This window comes from Streptomyces sp. NPDC101234, assembly GCF_044767525.1.
Classification (GTDB): Bacteria; Actinomycetota; Actinomycetes; order Streptomycetales; family Streptomycetaceae; genus Streptomyces; species Streptomyces sasae.
Map to the genome: position 1 here is coordinate 1 of NZ_JBIWOA010000116.1, position 1,324 is coordinate 1,324.

Here is a 1,324-nt window from a genome sequence, read left to right on the forward strand (position 1 = left end):
CTGAAGTTCCCCCCGCGAACTGGACAGCGGGTGTTTACGCTGCCGGGACGAGGTTCTGCCTGAGCAAGGATCTCGTTTCGAGCGGGGTGACGTACCCGTAGTCGGGGTGCCGACGGAGCCGGCTGCGGTTGTACTCGACTTCGACGTAGCGGAAAACGTCGGCCCGGGCGGCGTCGCGGGTCTCCCACATGGTCGTCCCGATCTCCGCTTTCAGGAGGGCGAACCAGCTCTCCGCGGCGGCATTATCGTAACAAGAGCCGACGCGCCCCATCGACTGCCTCATGCGCAACTTGCGTATTTCGCTGCGGAATTCGCCACTTGTGTACTCGCTGCCGCGATCCGTATGCATGACGCAACCCTGCTCCAGGCCGCCACGCCCGGCCGCCATCCGCAAGGCGGCGACCGGCAGCTCGGCGCGATGGTGGTCGGCCATCGCCCAGCCGACCACCTCCCGCGTCGCGAGATCGATACAGGTCGCCAGATACAACTTCCCTTCCAGCGTGCTGAGTTCAGTCATGTCGCCGACGAGCCGCATCCCGGGCCGGGGTGCGGTGAAGTCCCGGCCGATCAGGTCGAGCGCGAACACCGCCCGCTTCGCCTGCCGGGTCAGGCCCCGCCGCCGGCGGCGGGTGATCCCGACGATCCGGTGCTTGCGCATCAGCCGCTCGATCTTCTTGGAGTTCACCACCCGCCCGGCCCGCCGCAGGGCAGCGTGGATCCGCGGAGCCCCGTAGGCACCGCGAGATCCGGCGTGAAGCACCCGGATCTCGCCCACCAGCACCTCCTCGGCCCGCTCCCGCACCGCCCGGGCCGGCCGCGACGCCCTGTGCGTGTAGTAGGTGGAACGGGGCACTCCCAGCACACGGCACAGAAACGCAACGCTGTGACCTGCAGGATTACCCTCCGATGCCTTCTCCGCATCGATGAAAAGACACCGTGCCACGGTGTCTACCTCATCTTGTCCTGAGCGAAGAAGGCGGTCGCTTTTCCCAGAACCTCGATCGTGGCCTCCTGCTCGCGGACCTTCCGCCGCAGCCGGACCAACTCCTCACGCTCCGCAGTGGTCAAAGCCCCGGCGGGTCCCTCGCCGCGGTCGACCTTCGCCTGCTTCACCCACCCGCGCAGCCCTTCCGGGCTCACGCCCAGATCCCTCGCGACCTCGGTGACCGTCTTCTCCGAGGACAACGCCAAGGCGACCGCGTCCCGCTTGAACTCGGCCGTGTACCGCTTACTCATGTTGCTCTTGCTACTCACTACCTGTGACTGCTTCCTCCGGGACCATCCGTCCCAGTATCAAGCTGTCCGGCCGGCAGGGGGAACCTCA

At 67.0% G+C, this 1,324-nt stretch carries 2 protein-coding genes; both read right to left on the minus strand.

Annotated features, from left to right (window positions below; all coding sequences use genetic code 11):
- Positions 1 to 34: 34 nt before the first annotated feature.
- Entirely contained in the window at positions 35 to 943 is a 909-nt protein-coding gene (locus tag ACIRR9_RS55980) for an IS3 family transposase (RefSeq protein WP_403769830.1), read from the minus strand.
- Between the two features lie 5 nt (positions 944 to 948).
- Positions 949 to 1,236, minus strand: coding sequence for a transposase (locus tag ACIRR9_RS55985; RefSeq protein WP_060902739.1), 288 nt, complete (start codon positions 1,234 to 1,236; stop codon positions 949 to 951).
- Positions 1,237 to 1,324 lie beyond the last annotated feature (88 nt).